The organism is Cupriavidus sp. C2SS-8b, from assembly GCF_057073745.1.
Map to the genome: position 1 here is coordinate 2,164,718 of NZ_CP172716.1, position 19,299 is coordinate 2,184,016.

Below are 19,299 nucleotides of genomic sequence, written 5' to 3' on the forward strand. Positions count from 1 at the left end.
GCGATTCCTTGCCCTAAAAAGGGACGAGGAATGTTAGCAGAAAGCATGCCAAGTAAACTTCCGCTCCCATCCCGCAGTCGCCAAAAAGCTACCCACCCACGGCCGGCGCACCATACCGGGGTTCATCCCTCGGCCGGTTACGCAAGGCGCCATGCGCACGTGATGTCAGCGCAACAAGGTGATTCATGGACACAGCATTCATAAAACACCATAACGGTGCATGCATCAAGTTTTAGCACCTTGTTAGTGCCTATGCACCAAATAGGTTATCTCTGCACCGGCATCGTCCAAATTATTCCGGGCGGCGGTGAATCGCGGGCGCGCTATAGAATAGCGGACTGGCATCCGCCATTCCATCTATCAATCTTGTCACCCAGATGACTACGCGAGACGAACTCCTCAAGGCTGCGCAACTGCGCCAGCAACAGAACCAGCTTCCCTATTTCGGCGCCTTGTCGCCCGTGGAAGCCTTCGCGCTGCTGCAGGGCGATCCGTCGGCCGTGCTGGTGGACGTACGCACGCAGGCCGAGCTCGACTGGGTAGGCGGCGTCGATCTGCCCGATGCCCAGTTCGCCCACGTCGAATGGATGTCCTACCCGGGCGGCGCGCAGAACCCGCGCTTCATCGAAGAACTGAAGGCCCGCGTGCCGGCCGATGCGCCGGTGCTGTTCCTGTGCCGCAGCGCTGCGCGCTCCAAGCACGCCGCGCGCGTGGCGACCGAGGCTGGCTACCAATTCGCCATGGACGTGCTGGAAGGCTTCGAAGGCAACCGCGACGACAACCACCACCGCAAGACCGTGGAAGGCTGGTGTGTGCGCGGCCTGCCCTGGCACGGCGCCTGAAACGGCGGCACGCAAAACGAAACAGGGGCCTGACCGGCCCCTGTTTCGTTTGCTCGATCGAGTTCAGTTGCCAGCGTCCGCCACCGTCTGCTCTACCGTTTCAAAGCCCATGCCGCGCACGCCTTCGAGCAGCATCGCATAGGCCGGGCCGACCTGCTCCGTCGGTCCCTTCACACCCAGGTCGATATGGCGCCGCGCCAGCTGGTCGCCGCGCTGGGCGTCTCCAACCGATGGCAGGCTGAACACCCGAATGCCGGGGAAGGCAGCCTCGACCCGCTCCATCAGCGGTGTCAGCGTTGACTCGGGCGCCTCGAACACATAGAACGCCCGCTCCTGCTGACCGGCCTGATTGAACAGGTGGGCATAGCCGTGATCCAGCACCCACTCCATCATCGGCCACGCCATGACCGGAAAACCGGGCATGAAATGATGGTCAGCCACCGAGAACCCGGGAATCCGGTTGTAGCTGTTCGGGATGATGCGCGCGCCTTGCGGAAACTCGCCCATCTTGAAGCGATGCTGGTTTTCGGGCAGGTTGAGGTCGCCCTTGACCGGATCCCCTTGCGCGGTTTCCGCAATCCGCAGCGCGATCAGCTCGCGCGCCTCGGGATGCAGCTGCAGCGGTACGCCGAGCGCGGCGGCCACGCACTGGCGCGTATGGTCATCCGGGGTCGCGCCAATGCCGCCCGTGCAGAACACGATGTCCGGCCCCGCGAGCGTGCGGCGCAGCGTTGCCGTGATGCTGTCGCGGTCGTCGCCGACATACTGCGCCCAGTCCAGCTTCAGCCCGCGCGCGCCCAGCAGCTCGATGGCGCGGCGCAGGTGCTTGTCCTCGCGCCGCCCGGAAAGTATTTCGTCGCCAATGACGATCAGGCCGAAACCCATGATGCCCCCGCTTCAGGAATGTTCAATGCGGCGCACGTCCGACGGCGCCAGATCAATCACGTCGCCGGCCGGCGCCGATGGCGGCGGCGCGGCCGCGCCACGCTCGGCACGCAGTTGCGCCAGCGCGCGCAGGCAGAAGTGGCCGAACCACAGCGCCGAGAAAATAAAGATCAGCACATACAGCCACAGCATGCCGGCCAGCACGAACGGAAACAGGAAAATGACCGCGGCCGATGACACCCACAGCAGCGTTGGCGCCGAACCGAGCAGCCCCACCACGACCCCCATCGTCAGCAGCGGGACTCGATGGCGCCGCATCAGCGTCTTGCGCTCCTCGGTGGACGCGTGGTCGGCCAGCGCGTCATAGGTCATCACGCGGTAGGTCAGCCATCCCCACAGCACGGGCGGGATCAGGGCAAAGAACAGCGGCAGCAGCCACAGCGGCAATGTCACCAGCACCAGCACCAGGAACACCACCGTGCTGCCGAGCGACTGGAACACGCTGCCCAGGATGCTGCCACCGCGTTCCTTGGCCAGGTCCGGGTAGCTGCGCTCCAGGTGGCGCACGACTGCAGGCACCGAAAACAGGCTGATGAACAGTAGCATCGAAGCAATGACCAGCGGCACCGCCAGCGCGGCCACGAACAGCGGCGCGACCACCGCGCGCATCGACTGCAGGCCGAACCAGTCCAACGCGCTGTAGATCCAGCTGGTCAGGACCGAAGACTCCAGGAAAGATCGCATCCCGCCCATGATCGGGTCCCAGCCCCACCAGAACAGGCCGCCCCAGAGGGCCGTGGCAAGGACGAAAGGCAGGACCGTCAGCATCAGCATGCGCGGATGCAACTGGCTCACGAGCGCTCGACCAAACGAGCGAAAAATATCGTTCATGCGGGAAGTCAGAATGGAACAGTGCAATGCGCCGGAAAATGCACGCGCATCGAGACACTAGCATACGCCGCCCGGAACGCGGCGTGTCGGTTCAGCCGAGGCGCAGCAGACGCTTGATGCCGTACCACTGCTGGGCCAGCAGCCCGGCGCCATAGTCCCGGCCCTTGCCTGCCGGCGGCGGCATCTGGTCGCGAATACCGGTGGGATGATAGGCCGGCGTGAAGACCGCCGTGCCGAACAGCATGTCCCACCACGGGAAGATCACGCCATAGTTGCAGCCACCGAGGCGCGCAGGCACGCCAGCCGCCTCATGCCCGATCCCCACGGCATGGTGCGTGCGGTGGAATCGCGGCGAGATCAGCAGGCGTTCGCCGATCGCGCCGAAATGGAGCCGCAGGTTGGCGTGCTGCAGGCTTTGCAGCAGCTGTGACAGCGCGACTAGCAACACGTACTGCGACGGCTCCACCCCGACCGCGATGGCGACCACGGCGAACACGAGGTCGCGCAGCATGTCGTCGAGCAGGTGATTGCGATTGTCGCTCCACAGCGTCATCTGGCGCTGGCTGTGGTGCACCGCATGCAGGCTCCACCACCAGCGGTAGGTGTGCGACAGGCGGTGGTACCAATAGTCGAGCAGGTCGAACAACAACAGGTAGACGAAGAAGCTGACCAGCGGGATCGACGTCACGCCCGGCCACAAGTCCTCCACGTTCAGGCGTTGCCAGCCGACGAGCCGCAGGTGTCCTTCCAGCAGATCGGACAGCGGCGCCAGCATGAAGAACATCGCCAGCCGGAACAGTCCCAGCCGATGGATCAGCGTATAGACGATATCCGTGCGAATGCCGGCACGATCCGTCACGGCCTCGACCGGGCGCAGCTTTTCCAGCGGCCCCAGGATCAGCACCATCACGGCAATCTGCACCAGGCCAACCAGCAGCCACTCGGTGCCGGCGAATGCCTCCTCCGCATAGCCGCCGAAGCCCAGGTTGTAGACCACCGGCAGGACCACGTCCTGGAACAGCGAGCCTTCCAGTTGGGCAATCCAGCCATTGAGCGTGTCCAGCATCAGCGCTTGCCCTCCTTGCGTTGTCCGGCCGCGGCGATCCAGTCCCGGTAAGCGGGATGCTCGCGCAGCGTGGCAAAGCAGAAGCCCTTGCGCTCCAGGCCGGAAATCAGCGGCTCCAGCACGCCGGGTGCCCACGGATCCTTGCGCGACCAGATGCCGAGGTGTGCCATGGCGATGTCGCCATCGCGCAGGTCGCGCAGCGCGCGTGCCAGCAGCGCCTGGTTCGGGTAGCGCTCCGATGACAGCTCGTCGCCCAGGAACCCGGCCGGCGCCCAGCCCACATGCCGGAAGCCGCACTGCTCTGCCCACTGCAGCGTTTGCTGCGCGGTGCGGCCGCCCGGCGCGCGCCACAGCGGCACCATGTCGACGCCGGTCATGCCGCGCAGCGCCTGCGCGCTGCGTTGCAGCTCGCGGCAAAAGCCGTCGGCGTCCATGCTCACGTCCCTGCCGGCCTGCGCCCCGAACTGCGGACGCATGGTCACCTTGCCGTCACGTACGCTGCGCAGGTAGACGTGGTCGTAGGTATGCGTGCCGAAGGCATGGCCGTCCGCGGCCAGCGACTTCCAGTAGGGTGCCCAGCCGGGCTCGAGGGAGCTGTCCTTGTTGATGGTCGGCTCGTTGGCCAGGAAGAACGTGGCCTTGATATGGTGGCGGCGCAGCGTATCGGCGATCAGCTGTGCCTGGCTCATGCTACCCGTGTCGAAGGTGAGATACAGCGTTCCCGCCGGGCAGGCTTTTGCGGCCAGCGCCGCCGCATCGGCCGCCTGCAGCCCCGTCAGCGGCGCGACTGTAGCCGCCAGGGCAACCAGCAGCGTTTTCAAGCGAGGCGCGACGGATTTGCGCATGTTCGTTCCCTGCCCTGTCGGCTTCAGTAGAGCGGCGCCCGGGTGCGGAAATAGATTCCGTGGGGAGAGCGTCCCACGCGGATGGTCTTGACCAGCTTGCGATTCGCCACGTCGATCAAGCCGACCGCGCGCGCCCAGCGGAACGTCACCCACAGCGTCTTGCCATCGGCAGTCAGTTCCATGTCGTCCGGACCAGGCGGCAGGCCGGTAATGTCGCCCACCTTGGTCAGGGTCTGCTGGTCGATGATGCTGATGCTCCCGGTCACGCGATTGCTCAGGAACAGGTGGCGCTTGTCGCCCACCGCACGGAAGTTGTGCGCGCCCTTGCCGGTCTGGATCTGCTTCACGATGGTACGGGTGCGCCAGTCGATCACGGCCACGTAGTCCGCGCCCGTCATGCCGACCAGCAGGTAACGCTGGTCAGGCGTGACCCAGATCCCCGCCGGCGCCGAGCCCGCGTCCATGCGCCACATCACGTTCTGCGTGGCCAGGTCGATGGCGACCACCTCGTTCGAATCCTGCAGCGTAATGAATGCAATACGGCTGTCGGCGGTGTAGGCGATATGGCTCGGCGTCTTGGACAGCGGGAACTGCTTGGCCATCTTCAGCGCCTTGCCGTCCCAGCGGTAGAGGTCGACACGATCGAGCCGGTTGCCCGTGGTGATGAACCACTTCTGGTCCGGCGAAAAACCGATCTGGTAGGGATCGTCGATGCCGGGCACGCGCTGCTGGACCTTGCCGGTGACCGGATCCAGGAAGACCAGGTCATTGCCCACGGCATTCGCGACGATCAGCGACTTTTCATCCGGGGTGGCGATCAGGTGATGGGGCTCCTTGCCGACCGGGAAGGTTTCCAGCACCTTCTGCGTGTCCTTGTCGATCAACGTGACGGTTGCATCACCTGAATTGAGCACCACCACGACTTCTGCCGACGCCGGCGAAGCCATCAGCCCCAGGGCTAGGGAGCCGACCGTCAACACACCAGCAACAACACGACGCAACACGAGCATAAGTCCAGTCAATCCAAGGGCGGAATCGCACATTCTAACGTTTCGAGGCCGCGCCCAGATGACCGGCGAACTGACCGCGGACAAGACTTTCACAAATGGTTACACATCTTCGCATCCTTCTTGTCAGATTCGCCCGGCAGGGCCGCGCAGCTCATCGTTGCATGGCCTCCCAGACCTTCTGCAGGCGCTTGACGGACATCGGGACCGGCGTACGCAGCTCCTGGGCGAACAGCGCAATGCGCAGTTCTTCCAGCATCCAGCGGAACTCATCCAACCTGGCATCCGCGGCACCCTTGCCTTGCGACCGCAGTTGCTTCTCGGCGCGCTGCCACTGCTGCAGCAACGGCATCATTTCCTGCATGCGCTGCGTATCGCGCGCCGGGTCGCCCTTGAGCTTGTCCACGCGCATGGCGATGCCCTTCAGGTAGCGCGGGAAATGAACGAGCTGCGTGTACGGCGTTTCAATCAGGAATTGCTTGCCCACCAGACGGCCGAGTTGCCCCTCCATATCGGTATAGGCCGTACCGAAAGGCTTCGCCTGCAGCAACTTGCGGGGTAGCCCCGCGTACTCGGCCAGGATGGTGCCGGCCAGCCGTGCGATCTCCTGCGCCAGGAGCGACAGCCTGGCCCGCCCCTCGTCCTTGCGGGCGCTGAACTCGGCGTCGTTGCGCGGCAGCGGCGCCTGAAGGCAGGCGCGTTCCAGCGCCAGCAACACGATCTGGTCGCGCAGCATCTCCTGCGTGCCCAGCGTCATGTACTGCATGGCCATCTGCTGCATGCCGGGGATGTTCTTCTCGATGAACTTGACCGGCTCGCGCAACTGCAGCGCGAACAGCCGACGCAAGCCCGCATGGTGGATGCGCTCGGCCTCCTGCGGATCGTCGAAGACTTCCACGTCGCAATGCGTGCCCTTGTCGACCAATGCGGGATAGCCGAACAGCGTCTGGTTGCCCTTGCGGATTTCCAGCAGATCGGGAAGCTCGCCGAAGGACCAGGACGTCAAACCCTCGTACTGGCCCGCTTCGGCGGCCGGCACGTCGCGCGCGGCAATGTTCTGGAACGACTGCTGCGCCTGGCCGCCCAGTTCCGCGCGCAACTGCGCCAGGTTGCGCCCCATGTCGAGCTGGCGGCCGTGTTCGTCGACCACCTTGAAATTCATGAAATGGTGCGCGGACAGCGTTTCCGGCTTGAAATCTGCACGCTTGACCATCGTGCCGGTCTGCTCGCGAATGTCCGCAATCAGGACATCGACCAGCTCGCCTTCGCCGAATGGGTGCCGCGTCACGAAGTTCGCGGCATAGTCGGGCAGCGGCACGCAGTGGCGGCGCAGCTTCTGCGGCAGCGACTTGAGCAGCAGGTGGACCTTTTCCTTGATCATGCCCGGCACCAGCCACTCCGCCCGCTCCGGGCGCACCTGGTTGAGCGCGTAGAGCGGCACGGCCAGCGTGACGCCGTCGCGGTGGCTGCCGGGTTCGAAATGGTAGGTCAGGCCCATGTCGACGCCGGCCACCGACAGGGTTTTGGGGAACAGGTCCGTGGTGATGCCGGCCGCCTCGTGCCGCATCAGCTCATCGCGGTTGAGGTAGAGCAGCTTGCGGTCCCTGGCGCTTTCGGCCTGGTACCACTGCTCGAACGTCGTCTGCTGGCAGATGTCGGCTGGAATCGCGCGGTCGTAGAACGCGTAGATCAGTTCGTCGTCGACCAGTACGTCCTGGCGGCGCGACTTGTGTTCGAGATTCTCGATCTCGCGCACGAGCCGCTGGTTGTGCGCATAGAACGGCAAGCGCGCGTCGAACTCGCCCTCGACCAGAGCGCGGCGGATAAATATCTCGCGCGCTTCGGTGGGGTTCATCGGCCCGTAGTGAACGCGGCGGTGCTGGTACACCACCAGCCCGTACAACGTGGCGCGCTCGAGTGCCAGCACCTGCCCGGCCTTCTTTCCCCAGTGCGGGTCGCTCCAGCTCACCTTGAGCAAATGGCGCCCGACCTGTTCCAGCCACTCCGGCTCGATGCGCGCGAGCGTGCGCGCGAACAGCCGGCTGGTCTCGACCAGTTCGGACGCCATGACCCAGCGGCCGACCTTGCGCGCAATCAGCGAGCCCGGCCACAGGTGGAACTTGATGCCGCGCGCGCCAAGGTATTCGCGCCCCTTGCCGTCGCTGTCCTCGATGCGGCAGCCGACGTTGCCCAGGAGACCGGTCAGCAAGGCCTTGTGCAGTTGCTCGAAAGTCGGTTCGCTGTCATTCAGGCGCCAACCCTGCTCCGTCACCGTGGTCAGCAACTGCGAATGCACGTCGCGCCACTCGCGCAGCCGCACATGCGACAGGAAGCTCGCGCGGCACAGGTCCTGCAGCTGCCGGTTGGACTTCTTGTGCGCAATGGCCTCTTCGAACCATTTCCAGAGCCTGACCCAGCCGAGGAACTCGGACTTCTCGTCCATGAACTTGCGATGCGCCTGGTCGGCCGCCTCTTGCGCTTCCTGCGGACGCTCGCGTGGATCCTGCACCGACAGCGCGCTGGCAATGACCAGCACCTCGCGCAGGCAATGCTGCTCGCGCGCGGCCAGGATCATGCGCGCCACGCGCGGATCCAGCGGCAGCTTGGCGAGCTGGCGGCCGGTGCCCGTGAGCTGGTTGGCGTCGTCCACCGCGCCAAGTTCCTGCAGCAGCTGGTAGCCGTCGGCGACGGCCCGGCCCAGCGGCGGCTCGATGAACGGGAACGCTTCGATATCCGTCAGCCGCAGCGCCTTCATGCGCAGGATTACCGCGGCCAGCGAGGAACGCAGGATCTCCGGATCCGTGAAGCGCACGCGGCCGACGAAATCGGATTCCTCATAAAGCCGGATGCAAACCCCATCGGCCACACGTCCGCAGCGGCCGGCGCGCTGGTTCGCGGCCGCCTGCGAAATCGACTCGATCTGAAGCTGCTCGACCTTGTTGCGGTACGAATAGCGCTTGACGCGCGCGAGCCCCGTATCGACCACGTAGCGGATGCCCGGCACCGTCAGCGAAGTCTCGGCGACGTTGGTCGCCAGCACGATGCGGCGTGCATTGGACGGCTTGAACACGCGCTCCTGTTCCTGCACCGACAGGCGCGCGAACAGCGGCAGGATTTCCGTGTGCGGCGGATGATGCTTGCGCAACGCCTCGGCGGCCTCGCGGATCTCGCGCTCGCCCGGCAGGAACACCAGCACGTCGCCGGAGCCCAGGCGGGACAGCTCGTCCACGGCATCGACGATGCCGTCGTAAAGGTCGCGCTCGCGGGCCTGGGCGCTTTTTGGCGGGCTGTCGGCGGGCGCATCCTGCCGGATCGGCCTGTAGCGGATTTCCACCGGGTACAGCCGCCCGCTGACCTCGATAATCGGGGCCGGCTTGCCATTCACCGAAAAATGCGTGGCGAAGCGCTGCGCATCGATCGTCGCCGACGTGATGATGACCTTGAGATCGGGGCGCTTGGGCAGGATTTGCCTCAGGTAGCCGATCAGGAAGTCGATGTTCAGGCTGCGTTCGTGCGCCTCGTCGATGATGATGGTGTCGTACGCGCGCAGCAGCGGATCATTCTGCGTTTCGGCCAGCAAGATGCCATCGGTCATCAGCTTGACCGAGGCGCCCGCCGACAGCGCGTCATTGAAGCGCACCTGGTACCCCACGTGCTCGCCCACCGGCGAGCCGAGTTCCTGCGCGATGCGCTTGGCAGTCGACGTAGCCGCAATGCGTCGCGGCTGCGTATGGCCGATAAGGCCACCGCCTTCGCGACCCGGACCGCGCCCGATCGACAGGCAGATCTTGGGCAACTGCGTGGTCTTGCCCGAACCGGTCTCGCCGGACACGATGACGACCTGGTTGGCCTGTAGCGCGGCGGCGATCTCGTCGCGGCGCGCCGAGACGGGCAGCGCTTCGGGAAACGTGATGGGCGGCAGCGGATTGGCCTGGCGCGGCTGGCGTGGCTGGCGTGGCGCGCGCCGGCGCCCGGCCGGCGCCTCGCCACCGGAGGCGGTCTCGGGCCGAGGTCCGGGGCGGGATGGCGGGCGCTGCTCGGGGCGGCCGTCGGGTCGGGGGGCTGGCCGTGCGCCAGCGGCTGGCTGGCGTGGCGAAGAAGGCTTGGCGGGACGTTGTTCTGACATTGGCCGGGATTATAATCCGCGGCATGAACGCCAGAACCGACACGCCCCCGCAGGCACCGGCTCCGTCCGAGCCGGCCGAGCCCCAGCCTGCCACCGAATCGCAGCCCGCCACGGGCGCGCCCCAGACCGAAGCCGGCGAGCGCGGTGCGCCAGACCACCAGCAGTTCGTCGACTGGCTGCGCACCGTCGCGCCCTACATCCACGCGTTCCGCGGCAAGACCTTCGTGATCGCCTTCGATGGCGAACTGGTCAAGGCCGGCGTACTCAACGCACTGGTCAACGACGTGGCGCTGCTGCATGCCATGGGCATGCAGATCGTGCTGGTGCATGGCTCGCGCCCGCAGGTGGAAGAACAGCTGGCGCTGCGCCATGTCGAGTCCCAGTTCGCCGATGGCGTGCGCATCACCGACAACGCTGCGCTCGAATGCGCCAAGGAGGCCTCCGGTGAACTGCGCCTGGATATCGAGGCCGCCTTCAGCCAGGGGCTGCCCAACACGCCGATGGCGGGCGCCCAGCTGTCGGTGATCTCGGGCAACTTCGTCACGGCGCGGCCGGTGGGCATCGTCAACGGCGTGGATTACCAGCACACCGGCCTGGTGCGCAAGATCGATGGCGAATCGGTGCGCATGTCGCTGTCGCACGGCAAGATCGTGCTGTTCTCGCCGCTGGGTTTCTCGCCGACGGGGCAGGCCTTCAACCTGTCCATGGAAGACGTGGCCAGCGCCACGGCCACCACGCTGAAGGCCGACAAGCTTATCTTCATCACCGAAGTGCCCGGCGTGCTCGATCCGGTCGGCAAGCTGATGAAGGAAATGTCGCTGCGCACCGCCGTGGAGCGCCTGCAGAACAACCACCTGACGCCCGACGTCGGCTTCTACCTGGAGCACCTGGTCAAGGCACTCAAGGGCGGCGTGCCGCGCGCGCACCTGATTCCCTATTCGCTGGACGGCTCGGTGCTGCTGGAGCTGTTCCTGCACGACGGCGTCGGCACCATGATCTCCGACACGGACCTGGAAAGCCTGCGTGAAGCCACGCTCGACGATGTCGGCGGCATCCTGCAGCTGATCGCTCCACTCGAGCAGGACGGTACGCTGGTCCCGCGCGGCCGGCACCTGATCGAGCGCGACATCGCCAACTTCTCGGTGATCGAGCACGACGGCGTGCTGTTCGGATGCGCCGCGCTGTACGACTACCCGCGCGAGAACATGGGCGAGATGGCTTGCCTGACGGTGTCGTCCGAAGCACAAGGCACCGGCGATGGCGAGCGCCTGCTCAAGCGCATCGAACGGCGCGCTCGCTCGCTGGGCCTCGAGCGCCTGTTCGTGCTCACCACGCGGACCGAACACTGGTTCCTCAAGCGCGGTTTCGTCCACGCCACGGTAGATGACCTGCCGGAAGACAAGCGCAAGCTCTACAACTGGCAACGCAAGTCGATGGTGCTCATGAAAAAGCTGTAGAACCGTAGGGGCAATGCCGCCTGGCGGGGGTGCCTCTGCCTTGCTTGGCTACAATAGCGCACCGGTCGTCGACTGAAATACAGAATCGCGAGCGCGCGGCTCCTGGCTCGAAACCGCCGTTCCGCCCCGCTCACGCCAACCTACAAGAAGGAGTTCCCATGGCCCGCATGGTCCACTGCATCAAGCTGAACAAGGAAGCCGAAGGGCTCGATCTCCCGCCGCTGCCCGGCGAACTCGGCAAGAAGATCTGGCAAAGCGTCTCGAAGGAAGCCTGGGCCGGCTGGCTCAAGCACCAGACCATGCTCATCAACGAGAACCGCCTGAACATGGCTGACGCCCGTGCGCGCCAGTACCTGCTCAAGCAGACCGAGAAGTACTTCTTCGGCGAAGGCGCAGACCAGGCTCAGGGCTACGTGCCGCCGTCGGCCTGAGTACCCGGACCAGCGAAATGAAAAAGGGGTGCCGGCGGCACCCCTTTTTGCCATCGGCGCGTCAGCGCCAGTGGATCAGAAGTCGGTGCGCTGGACGCCGTCCCCCGTGCCCAGCAGCAGCACGTTCGCGCCACGCAGCGCGAACAGGCCGACCGTCACAACCCCCGGAATCTGGTTGACCGACTGCTCCAGCCCGCGAGGATCCGTAATCTTCAGACCAGCCACGTCCAGAATCACATTGCCGTTGTCAGTCGTGTAGATACCGCCGTCCTTGTTCATGCGCAGGCGCGGCTGGCCACCGAGCGCAGCCAGGTGGCGTGCCACGGCAGCACGTGCCATCGGAATCACTTCGACGGGCAGCGGGAACTCGCCCATGGTCTGCACCAGCTTGCTGCCATCCGCGATGCACACGAAACGGCCCGCGACCGAGGCCACGATCTTCTCGCGCGTCAGCGCGCCACCGCCGCCCTTGATCATGGCGCCGCTGGCATCGACTTCGTCAGCACCGTCGACATAAACCGGGATATCGTCGACTTCGTTCAGGTCCAGCACCTTGAAACCATGCTGCTGCAGCCGGCGCGTGGACGCCTCCGAGCTGGATACCGCACCCGCGAAGCGCTCCTTGAACGCCGCCACGGCGTCAATGAAAAGGTTGGCAGTGGAACCGGTACCGACGCCGAGCACCGCGCCCTCCGGGACTTCCTGCTTCACGTAGTCGGCCGCGGCTTGCGCCACCAGCGCCTTGAGTTCATCCTGAGTCATGACAACAGCCAGATGGCTTTGGGAAGAAAACGCGTAGTGTAGCGGATTGCGGCGGCCCGGCTTGCGCGCGACGGTACAATGGCCCGGAAGGCACGCACGGCCTTGGCCGGACGGCCGCCCTCTCCGTGTCAACATGACGACTGCAACGACTTACCGATCATGAACCAGCTCGAACAACTCAAGCAGTTCACCACGGTCGTGGCCGATACCGGCGACTTCCAGTTGATGAAGCAGTACACCCCCCAGGACGCCACCACCAATCCGTCGCTGATCCTCAAGGCCGTGCAGAAGCCCGAGTACCGCGGACTGCTCGAACAGGCCGTGCGCGATTACCACGACGAAGGCGGCGTCGATGCCGTGATGGACGGCGTGCTCATCGCATTTGGCTGCGAGATCCTCGCGATCGTGCCGGGGCGCGTGTCGACGGAAGTCGATGCCCGTTTGTCCTTTGACACCGACGCGACCGTCGAGAAAGCGCGCCACCTGATCCGCCTGTACGAGCAGCGCGGCGTGGCGCGCGAGCGCGTGCTGATCAAGATTGCATCGACCTGGGAAGGCATCCGCGCGGCGGAGATCCTGCAGCGCGAAGGCATCCGCTGCAACATGACGCTGCTGTTCTCGCTGGTGCAGGCGGTCGCCTGTGCCGAGGCCGGCGCGCAGTTGATCTCGCCGTTTGTCGGCCGGATCCTCGACTGGTACAAGAAGCAGGCCGGCGACCAGTGGGACGCGGCCGCCAATGCCGGCGACAACGATCCCGGCGTGCGCTCGGTGCGCCAGATCTACGACTACTACAAGAAGTTCGGCTACTCGACCGAAGTGATGGGCGCGAGCTTCCGCAGCCCCGCGCAGATTCTGGCCCTGGCCGGCAGCGACCTGCTCACCATCAGTCCCGACCTGCTCGAGCAACTGGCCAGTACCGAAGGCACGGTGGAACGCAAGCTGTCGGTCGACCTGGCGCAGGCCGGCAACATCGCGCGCATTCCTGCGGACGAGACCGCGTTCCGCTGGCAGTTGAACGAAGATGCCATGGCCACCGAGAAGCTGGCCGAAGGCATCCGCCAGTTTGCAGCGGACGCGATCAAGCTGGAAAAGCTGGTCGCCGAAATCGCTGGCTAAATTCTGAAGCCCGTCGCTTAATCCGGCTCCGCCTCGGAGCTGGATGGCGGCCACAGCAGCGGCAGGCATGCACCTGCCGCGGCGGGCAGCACCACGTCGGCGGTCTGATCCAACACCGACGGCTGCGGATTCACCACGATGACCCGCGCGCCGTGATCCCTCGCCAAGCCTGGCAGCCCGGCCGCCGGATACACCAGTCCCGACGTCCCCACCACCAGACACAGATCGGCGCTCTCGGCGGCATGCTCGGCGCGGAAACGCGCCACGCGCGGCAGGTCCTCGCCGAACCAGACCACACCGGGCCGCATCAGCGCGCCGCACAGGCTGCAGCGCGGGGGATCGCCGGGAATGGCGGTGGCCTCGTCGCAGCGTCCGCATCCGTTCAGCCATTTGTTGGCAAACAGGTTGCCGTGCAACTCGATCACATGCTCGCTGCCTGCGCGCTGGTGCAAGCCGTCGACGTTCTGCGTAACCAGCGTCACCGGCTTCTGTGCGGCCAGCGCAGCCAGCGCATAGTGCGCCGGATTCGGACGGGCGGCCGCGACCAGTTCGCGCCGGTGCTGGTACCACTCCCACACAAGCGCGGGCTGGCGGCGGTAGGCTTCCTCGCTGGCCAGTTCTTCCGGATCGAAGCGGGCCCAAAGCCCAGTCAGCGCATCGCGAAATGTCGGCACGCCCGATTCGGCCGAAATGCCCGCACCGGTCAGCACGAACACGCTGCGCGCCTGGGCGATCAGGTCCCGGGCTTCTTGCAGACCGGGCCATGGAGACGACGTGGGGATCAGAGGATCAAGGCTCATGCGGTCAGCGCTCCGCGCCACGGGTCCAACGGTTCACGGCTCCACGCGTCGGCTGAGCTTGCGGGACAACTGCGGGGCACTGACATGGCAACCTTTACTGAGTATTTCGTCACGTTTGACGCCGATTCTAGCCCTTACCGGAACGGTACACATCTCGCAGTACCAAGGCACAGCCACCAGGCCTGCCTCGCGCCACCCCTCTGCCGCGCTCATCGAACATCTTTCCTAGACTGGACAGCAAGCAACGTGACGAGCCAGACGCCGTCGCGCCCGGCGCCGTTCTGGCGCCCTCGCGCCCCCGAAAAGGAGACCGATCATGCTGACGCAGAAGACGAAGGACATCGTGAAAGCCACCGCACCCGTGCTGGCTGAACACGGCCACGACATCATCAAGTGCTTTTACAAGCGCATGTTCGAAGCCCATCCGGAACTGAAGAACGTCTTCAACATGGCTCACCAGGAACAAGGGCAGCAGCAGCAGGCCCTGGCCCGCGCAGTCTATGCCTATGCCGAAAACATCGAGGACCCCGGCAGCCTGATGGCCGTACTCAAGAACATCGCCAACAAGCACGCGAGCCTGGGCGTGCGCGCCGAGCAATACCCGATCGTCGGCGAACACCTGCTGGGCGCCATCAAGGAAGTCCTTGGCGCCGCAGCGACCGACGACATCATTTCGGCGTGGGCCCAGGCCTACGGCAACCTCGCCGATGTCCTCATGGGCATGGAATCCGAACTTTACGAGCGCTCCGCCGCGCAACTGGGGGGCTGGTCGGGCTGGCGCAGCTTTATCGTGCGCCAGAAAACGCCGGAGAGCAGCGTGATCACATCGTTCGTCCTTGAGCCGGAGGATGGCGGCACGGTGATGAATTTCGAGCCGGGCCAGTACATCAGCATCGCCGTCGACGTGCCGGCACTGGGGCTGCAGCAAATCCGCCAGTACAGCCTCTCGGACATGCCGAACGGGCACAGCTACCGCATCTCCGTGAAGCGCGAAGGCGGCGGCCCGCAACCGGCCGGCTACGTCTCAAGCCTGCTGCACGAGCATGTCAATGTCGGCGACACCGTCAAGCTGGCGGCGCCCTATGGCAACTTCCATATCGACGTCAACGCGAAGACGCCAATCGTCCTGATCAGCGGCGGCGTGGGGCTCACGCCGATGGTCAGCATGCTGAAGCGGGCCATACAGGACCCGCAGCGCCAGGTGGTCTTCATCCATGGCGCACGCAACAGCGCGGTACACGCCATGCGCGACCGGCTGCGTGAAGCTGCCCGGACGTATGCCAATTTCAGCCTGATGGTTTTCTACGATGACCCGTTGCCGCAGGATGTCGCCGGCAAGGATTACGATCGCGCGGGGCTTGTCGATGTCAGGTCGATCAAGGACACCGTCCTGCTGCCCGATGCCGACTACTACATCTGCGGGCCGATTCCGTTCATGCGCATCCAGCATGACGCATTGAAGGATCTGGGCGTCCGGGAGGCGCGTATCCACTACGAGGTGTTTGGCCCGGACCTGTTTGCAGAATAATGGCGGGCGTCGGACTCGACGCCACCTGCCAACCTGGCACGCGCCGCGTTATCGCGGCGCGCAGGTATTGAAGACGCTTACTTCACGCGCCGCTGGCGCACGGCCTCGTACAGGCAGACACCGCTGGCTACCGACACATTGAGGCTTTCGACGCCGCCCAGCATCGGGATGCCGACCAATTCGTCGCAGGTCTCGCGCGTGAGGCGGCGCATGCCCTCGCCTTCGGCGCCCATGACGATGGCCATTGGGCCCTTCAGGTCCACATCGTAAAGTGTCTTGTCAGTGCCATCGGCGGTGCCGACCACCCAGATGCCACGCTCCTGCAGTTCGCGCAGCGTGCGGGCGAGATTGGTCACGGTGATATAGGGCACCGTCTCGGCCGCGCCGCTGGCGACCTTCGCCACCGTGGTGTTCAGCCCGACGCTGCGGTCCTTGGGCGCGATCACGGCGTGCGCACCGGCGCCGTCCGCCACGCGCAGGCAGGCGCCGAGGTTATGAGGATCAGTCACGCCATCGAGCACCAGCAGCAGCGGCGTGCCTTCAATGCCATCCAGCAGTTCGTCGAGATTCAGCGCCAGCGACACGTCTTCGGCGCGCGCCACCACGCCCTGGTGGCGATCAGTGCCGGCCATGCCGCGCAGGCGCTCGGCATCGACGGGGTGCAGGCGCACGCCCAAGCCTTCGGCCAGGCGGATAAAGTCCTGCATGCGGCGGTCGCGGCGAGAAGCCTCGACATAGACATCGGTGACGCCCTTGGCGTCCTGGCGCAAGCGCGCGGTCACGGCGTGAAAGCCGATCAGAAGTTTTTGTTTAGCCATGGCGCGATTGTACCCGCCCTGCCCGGCCCGCCAGCACGCTTCCTGCGCGCTGTCCGGGAACGCTATTACCGCGGCGCCCCGGACAGCCCCCGATCAACGCTTGCGAGGCGGGCGAGCAGTCTTGCCCGCGGCCTTTGCGGCGTGCGTCTTCGAACCCGGCTTGCGCGGCTTCTCCAGATGGCCCGGCTTGGGCTTGGCGGCACGCTTGGCCGGCTTGCCACCGGTCTTGATGTGCGGCGGCAGCGGCGTGATCACCGCCTCGAACACCGGCTGCTCTTCGATCACGCGATCCAGCGTCTCGTCGAACGACTCCTCCGGCTTGGAGGTCCCGCCCAGCAGGGCCGCCAGTTGCCGCCCCTTCTTGCGGGCCGGTACCGCGTGCGCAGCCGGCACGCGCGGCGGCTCGGCCACGCCGGCGCGCGCGCGCAGGGTCTTGGCCGACGGCTCCTGCACCAGGCGGAAGTCGATCTTGCGCGCGTCGAGATCCACGCGCGACACCTGCACGCGCACGCGGTCGGTCAGGCGATAACGGATGCCGGTACGCTCGCCACGCAGTTCGTTGCGTGCTTCGTCGTACTGGAAGTAGTCGCTGCCGAGTTCGGTGACGTGCACCAGGCCCTCCACGTACAACTCGTCGAGCTGCACGAAGATGCCGAACGACGTCACCGCGCTGATGGTGCCGGCGAAGTCGCTGCCCAGCTTGTCGCGCATGAAGTAGCACTTGAGCCAGGCTTCAACATCGCGCGACGCCTCGTCGGCGCGGCGCTCGTTGGCCGAGCAATGCAACCCGAGTTCGTCCCAGATGGCTTCATTGCGCCGCGCACGCGCCGCGGTCAGCTCTGCCTTCTGCTCGGCGTCCTTGGCCTGCAGGCGCCGCGCCTTGGGGGACACCGCGGTATTGAACTCGGTGCCGTGCGCGAACGCCGGCTGGTACTTGGTATGCGCCAGGATCGCCTTGATCGCGCGGTGCACCAGCAGGTCCGGATAGCGTCGGATCGGGCTGGTGAAGTGCGCGTAGGCCTCGTAGGCCAGGCCGAAGTGGCCGATATTGTCCGGGCTGTAGACCGCCTGCTGCATCGAGCGCAGCAGCATGGTCTGCAGCATCGGCGCGTCGGGCCGCGACTTGATCTTGTCCATCACCTCGGCGTAATCGGACGCCTGCGGCTTGTCGCCCCCACCGAGCGACAGGCCCGAGGTCTTCAGGAACTCGCGCAGGTTCTTCAGCTTTTCCTCGCTCGGGCCCGCGTGGATCCGATACAGCGCGGGGTGCTTGAAACGTTCGAGGAAATCGGCCGCGCACACGTTGGCCGTCAGCATGCATTCTTCGATCAGCCGGTGTGCGTCGTTGCGCGTGCGCGGCAGGATCTGCTCGATCTTGCCCTGCGCGTTGCAGACGATATACGTCTCGGTGGTATCGAAGTCGATCGCGCCGCGCGCACGCCGCGCCTTGAGCAGAACCTGGAACAGCTCGTACAGGTTCTGCAGGTAAGGCACGAGGTCGGCGCGCTTGTGCGCCTCCGGCCCCTTGGTATTCGACAGGATCGACCAGACCTCGTTGTAGGTTAGCCGTGCCTTCGAATGCATCACGGCAGGATAGAACTGATAGCCCTTCAGTTCCCCCTTGGCGGTAATCACCGCATCGCACACCATGCACAGGCGGTCCACCTGGGGGTTGAGCGAGCACAGGCCGTTGGACAGCTTTTCCGGCAGCATCGGGATCACCCGGCGCGGGAAATACACCGAGGTGGCACGGTCGAGCGCATCGGCATCCAGCGGCGTACCGGGCCGCACGTAGTGCGATACGTCGGCAATGGCAACGATCAGGCGCCAGCCCTTGGTGCGGCCGATCTTCACCGGCTCGCAGTAGACGGCATCGTCAAAGTCGCGCGCGTCTTCGCCATCGATCGTGACGAGCGCCACATCGCGCAGGTCGATGCGGTGATCCAGGTCGGCCTGCCGCACTTCATCGGGCAGCGCCGAGGCTTCCTTGGCCGCCGCGTCCGAAAAAGCATGCGGCACGCCGTACTTGCGCACGGCGATTTCGATCTCCATGCCGGGATCGTCGATTTCGCCCAGCACTTCCACTACGCGTCCGACTGGCTGCACATAGCGGTCCGGATATTCGATCAGCTCGACGCTGACCACCTGCCCCACCCGCGCCTTGCCCTGCGCCTTCGGCGGAATCAGGATGTCCTGGCTGATGCGCTTGTCCTCGGGCGCCACCACCAGCACGCCACCCTCACTGAGCAGGCGGCCGATCACGTAGCGATTGGCGCGCTCGATGATCTCCACGATCTGCCCTTCCGGACGGCCGCGGCGGTCGTAGCCGACCACGCGCACCTGGGCTCGGTCGTTGTGCATGGCCTTCTGCAGTTCGCGTTCCGGCAGGAAGATGTCGTCCTCGCCGTCGTCGCGGATCAGGAAGCCAAAACCGTCGCGGTGCCCCTGCACGCGTCCGGTGACGAAATTCGGTTGATGGGCCAGTTCATAGCGGCCCTTGCGGTTCAGCTCGATCTGCCCGTCGCGTTCCATCGCGGCCAGGCGTTTCTGGAATCCGTCATGCTCCTTGCGCGTGACGGACAGGGCCTTGGCAATATCGCCGGCCGACTGGGGCGACCCCGAGGTTCTCAGTACGCCAAGGATTTCTTCCCGGCTAGGGATCGGATAGTTGTTTTGATTCAATTTTTTGTGAAAACTATTTGACAAAATTTCCGCGCTCTCTATA

At 65.4% G+C, this 19,299-nt stretch carries 15 protein-coding genes; 5 read left to right on the top strand and 10 right to left on the bottom strand.

Going from position 1 to position 19,299, the window contains the following annotated elements; translation table 11 throughout:
• Window positions 1–377 precede the first annotated feature (377 nt).
• Window positions 378–842 (top strand): rhodanese-like domain-containing protein, encoded by a 465-nt coding sequence (locus ACIGJB_RS10010; protein ID WP_483729709.1) that lies wholly within the window; start codon window positions 378–380, stop codon window positions 840–842.
• A gap of 63 nt (window positions 843–905) precedes the next feature.
• On the opposite strand, the gene ACIGJB_RS10015 is transcribed toward ACIGJB_RS10010, so the two are convergent.
• From ACIGJB_RS10015 to hrpA, 6 genes are all read right to left on the bottom strand, one after another.
• Window positions 906–1,727, bottom strand: a complete 822-nt coding sequence (locus ACIGJB_RS10015) for a competence/damage-inducible protein A (protein ID WP_483729710.1) — start codon at window positions 1,725–1,727, stop codon at window positions 906–908.
• A gap of 12 nt (window positions 1,728–1,739) precedes the next feature.
• Entirely contained in the window at window positions 1,740–2,618 is an 879-nt protein-coding gene (locus ACIGJB_RS10020; RefSeq protein ID WP_483729711.1) for an EI24 domain-containing protein, read from the bottom strand.
• Window positions 2,619–2,709: 91 nt separating this feature from the next.
• A complete protein-coding gene (locus ACIGJB_RS10025; RefSeq protein WP_483729712.1) occupies window positions 2,710–3,684 on the bottom strand; it encodes a sterol desaturase family protein in 975 nt (324 codons plus the stop codon).
• On the bottom strand, window positions 3,684–4,529 hold the full coding sequence (locus ACIGJB_RS10030) for a polysaccharide deacetylase family protein (RefSeq protein ID WP_483729713.1): 846 nt from the start codon (window positions 4,527–4,529) through the stop codon (window positions 3,684–3,686). The genes ACIGJB_RS10025 and ACIGJB_RS10030 overlap by 1 nt, the downstream gene beginning before the upstream one ends.
• Before the next feature lie 23 nt (window positions 4,530–4,552).
• Window positions 4,553–5,539: a YVTN family beta-propeller repeat protein gene (locus ACIGJB_RS10035; RefSeq protein WP_483729714.1), complete on the bottom strand. Its 987-nt coding sequence runs from the start codon at window positions 5,537–5,539 to the stop codon at window positions 4,553–4,555.
• Between the two features lie 151 nt (window positions 5,540–5,690).
• Window positions 5,691–9,662, bottom strand: a complete 3,972-nt coding sequence (hrpA, locus tag ACIGJB_RS10040) for an ATP-dependent RNA helicase HrpA (RefSeq protein WP_483729715.1) — start codon at window positions 9,660–9,662, stop codon at window positions 5,691–5,693.
• Window positions 9,663–9,685: 23 nt separating this feature from the next.
• Between hrpA and argA the strand changes: the two genes are divergently transcribed.
• Both argA and ACIGJB_RS10050 read left to right on the top strand, forming a co-directional pair.
• The gene (gene argA, locus ACIGJB_RS10045) at window positions 9,686–11,119 is read left to right on the top strand and encodes an amino-acid N-acetyltransferase (RefSeq protein WP_483729716.1); all 1,434 of its coding nucleotides are present in this window, start codon (window positions 9,686–9,688) and stop codon (window positions 11,117–11,119) included.
• A gap of 158 nt (window positions 11,120–11,277) precedes the next feature.
• Window positions 11,278–11,550 (top strand): oxidative damage protection protein, encoded by a 273-nt coding sequence (locus ACIGJB_RS10050; RefSeq protein WP_483708448.1) that lies wholly within the window; start codon window positions 11,278–11,280, stop codon window positions 11,548–11,550.
• 75 nt (window positions 11,551–11,625) lie between these two features.
• Here the strand turns inward: ACIGJB_RS10050 and rpiA are convergent, their stop codons facing one another.
• Window positions 11,626–12,312, bottom strand: a complete 687-nt coding sequence (rpiA, locus tag ACIGJB_RS10055; protein WP_483729717.1) for a ribose-5-phosphate isomerase RpiA — start codon at window positions 12,310–12,312, stop codon at window positions 11,626–11,628.
• A gap of 159 nt (window positions 12,313–12,471) precedes the next feature.
• Here rpiA and tal point away from each other — a divergent pair, with 159 nt between their 5' ends.
• Entirely contained in the window at window positions 12,472–13,428 is a 957-nt protein-coding gene (tal, locus tag ACIGJB_RS10060) for a transaldolase (RefSeq protein ID WP_483729718.1), read from the top strand.
• Between the two features lie 17 nt (window positions 13,429–13,445).
• On the opposite strand, the gene ACIGJB_RS10065 is transcribed toward tal, so the two are convergent.
• A complete protein-coding gene (locus tag ACIGJB_RS10065; protein ID WP_483729719.1) occupies window positions 13,446–14,228 on the bottom strand; it encodes an SIR2 family NAD-dependent protein deacylase in 783 nt (260 codons plus the stop codon).
• Window positions 14,229–14,544: 316 nt separating this feature from the next.
• Between ACIGJB_RS10065 and hmpA the strand changes: the two genes are divergently transcribed.
• The gene (gene hmpA / locus ACIGJB_RS10070) at window positions 14,545–15,756 is read left to right on the top strand and encodes an NO-inducible flavohemoprotein (RefSeq protein WP_483729720.1); all 1,212 of its coding nucleotides are present in this window, start codon (window positions 14,545–14,547) and stop codon (window positions 15,754–15,756) included.
• Between the two features lie 77 nt (window positions 15,757–15,833).
• On the opposite strand, the gene rlmB is transcribed toward hmpA, so the two are convergent.
• Window positions 15,834–16,574 (bottom strand): 23S rRNA (guanosine(2251)-2'-O)-methyltransferase RlmB, encoded by a 741-nt coding sequence (gene rlmB, locus ACIGJB_RS10075; RefSeq protein WP_483729721.1) that lies wholly within the window; start codon window positions 16,572–16,574, stop codon window positions 15,834–15,836.
• Between the two features lie 93 nt (window positions 16,575–16,667).
• A complete protein-coding gene (gene rnr / locus ACIGJB_RS10080; RefSeq protein ID WP_483729722.1) occupies window positions 16,668–19,256 on the bottom strand; it encodes a ribonuclease R in 2,589 nt (862 codons plus the stop codon).
• Window positions 19,257–19,299 lie beyond the last annotated feature (43 nt).

What these genes read in the sequence shown, in the direction of transcription:
- ACIGJB_RS10010 (WP_483729709.1), top strand. Translation starts at nt 378, where the DNA reads ATGACTACGCGAGACGAACTCCTCAAGGCTGCGCAACTGCGCCAGCAA.
- ACIGJB_RS10015 (WP_483729710.1), bottom strand. Translation starts at nt 1,727, where the DNA reads ATGGGTTTCGGCCTGATCGTCATTGGCGACGAAATACTTTCCGGGCGG.
- ACIGJB_RS10020 (WP_483729711.1), bottom strand. Translation starts at nt 2,618, where the DNA reads ATGAACGATATTTTTCGCTCGTTTGGTCGAGCGCTCGTGAGCCAGTTG.
- ACIGJB_RS10025 (WP_483729712.1), bottom strand. Translation starts at nt 3,684, where the DNA reads ATGCTGGACACGCTCAATGGCTGGATTGCCCAACTGGAAGGCTCGCTG.
- ACIGJB_RS10030 (WP_483729713.1), bottom strand. Translation starts at nt 4,529, where the DNA reads ATGCGCAAATCCGTCGCGCCTCGCTTGAAAACGCTGCTGGTTGCCCTG.
- ACIGJB_RS10035 (WP_483729714.1), bottom strand. Translation starts at nt 5,539, where the DNA reads ATGCTCGTGTTGCGTCGTGTTGTTGCTGGTGTGTTGACGGTCGGCTCC.
- hrpA (WP_483729715.1), bottom strand. Translation starts at nt 9,662, where the DNA reads ATGTCAGAACAACGTCCCGCCAAGCCTTCTTCGCCACGCCAGCCAGCC.
- argA (WP_483729716.1), top strand. Translation starts at nt 9,686, where the DNA reads ATGAACGCCAGAACCGACACGCCCCCGCAGGCACCGGCTCCGTCCGAG.
- ACIGJB_RS10050 (WP_483708448.1), top strand. Translation starts at nt 11,278, where the DNA reads ATGGCCCGCATGGTCCACTGCATCAAGCTGAACAAGGAAGCCGAAGGG.
- rpiA (WP_483729717.1), bottom strand. Translation starts at nt 12,312, where the DNA reads ATGACTCAGGATGAACTCAAGGCGCTGGTGGCGCAAGCCGCGGCCGAC.
- tal (WP_483729718.1), top strand. Translation starts at nt 12,472, where the DNA reads ATGAACCAGCTCGAACAACTCAAGCAGTTCACCACGGTCGTGGCCGAT.
- ACIGJB_RS10065 (WP_483729719.1), bottom strand. Translation starts at nt 14,228, where the DNA reads ATGAGCCTTGATCCTCTGATCCCCACGTCGTCTCCATGGCCCGGTCTG.
- hmpA (WP_483729720.1), top strand. Translation starts at nt 14,545, where the DNA reads ATGCTGACGCAGAAGACGAAGGACATCGTGAAAGCCACCGCACCCGTG.
- rlmB (WP_483729721.1), bottom strand. Translation starts at nt 16,574, where the DNA reads ATGGCTAAACAAAAACTTCTGATCGGCTTTCACGCCGTGACCGCGCGC.